3 protein-coding genes are annotated in these 1,099 nt (G+C 56.0%); all 3 read left to right on the forward strand.

Annotated features, from left to right (window positions below; genetic code table 11):
* Positions 1-188: 188 nt before the first annotated feature.
* From JX325_RS17515 to JX325_RS17525, 3 genes are read left to right on the forward strand one after another with little or no spacing between them, the layout of a single operon-like run.
* A complete protein-coding gene (locus JX325_RS17515) occupies positions 189-497 on the forward strand; it encodes a hypothetical protein (RefSeq protein WP_204792277.1) in 309 nt (102 codons plus the stop codon).
* Positions 498-514: 17 nt separating this feature from the next.
* A complete protein-coding gene (locus JX325_RS17520) occupies positions 515-655 on the forward strand; it encodes a hypothetical protein (protein WP_204792278.1) in 141 nt (46 codons plus the stop codon).
* Between the two features lie 49 nt (positions 656-704).
* Positions 705-1,022, forward strand: a complete 318-nt coding sequence (locus JX325_RS17525; protein ID WP_204792279.1) for a hypothetical protein — start codon at positions 705-707, stop codon at positions 1,020-1,022.
* The last annotated feature ends 77 nt before the right edge of the window (positions 1,023-1,099 follow it).

Consider the following 1,099-nt stretch of genomic DNA (forward strand, 5'->3'; position numbering starts at 1 on the left):
TCGCCAGATGATGTCGTACATGGGATGGATCGACTGTACCGACACCTACCGGATGTATCTGAAGCATATCAAGCCGAGGATCAGCTTCCAGCGGATGCAACTGTACATATCCCGCTATGACCAGCATGACGACCGCCGTATTTACGAGCAGCTTGTGCAACTTTATTTGCCGAGAGGAGGAAAGCGCCGTGGAACCCGTTTACACCACCGCAGAAAGCACCGTCCGCCCCAAGGAAATCGAGGTGGGCGTGACTACGGTGTACCTGCGTCGCAATATTGCTGAGACGCAGCGCACAGACCCTATGGACGAGGGCCGTGAGCCCACTGCCATGTTCGTCTACGAAGAGACCCAGTTGACCAAGGACGAGGCTCTGCTGGTTCTTGCCGAGCGGCAGGAGACCCATACGCAGGAGCTGGCCGATACCGACGGCATCAATGTCGACCACGAGTACCGGCTGACCCTGCTGGAGCTGGGACTGTCCGAAACTGATATTTGAGAAAGGAGGATGTGACCATGTTGTATCGTACTCTGAAGCGCATGATCGAGCGCGGCCAGACCGAGGGCATCGAGGCAAAGATGGATATTTTCTACGCCGCCGGAAAGCTCTCTGAGGCCGAGTATTCCGAGCTCATCGGGATGCTGAACAGCAAGTAACACGGCAGGAGGAAACAAGTATGAGCAGCATTTCGAGGAGGTGGCGTAAATGAGTGATGTCTGCAATCCGGATAACTGCCCGGTAGCCGCTCGGCTGGACTCGATGGAAAAGGAGTTTGACCGCTATCGTGAGCGGTCCAGTGAGACTCACCGGCAGATGTTTGACCGGATTGGGGCCCTGGAGCAGGACAGCACCGCCCTGAAAACCAAGTTGGACGGAATGGACGACAAGCTGGACGGCATTACGTCTACGGTCAACGCCCTGGCAAGCAAGCCCGCCAAACGGTGGGACAGCATCGTGGACAAGGTGATTTTGGTCGTATGTACCGCAATCATCACCTTTCTGCTGGGAAAGGTCGGGCTGTGAGTATGGAAATCAAAGCGAAACGGGTTGCTTCGCCGACTCCTGAGCCCGTTGATATTTTCGACGAGGATACGGAGGGG

Origin of the sequence: Oscillibacter sp. CU971 (assembly GCF_905219725.1) — a bacterium.
Lineage (GTDB): Bacteria > Bacillota > Clostridia > Oscillospirales > Oscillospiraceae > Oscillibacter.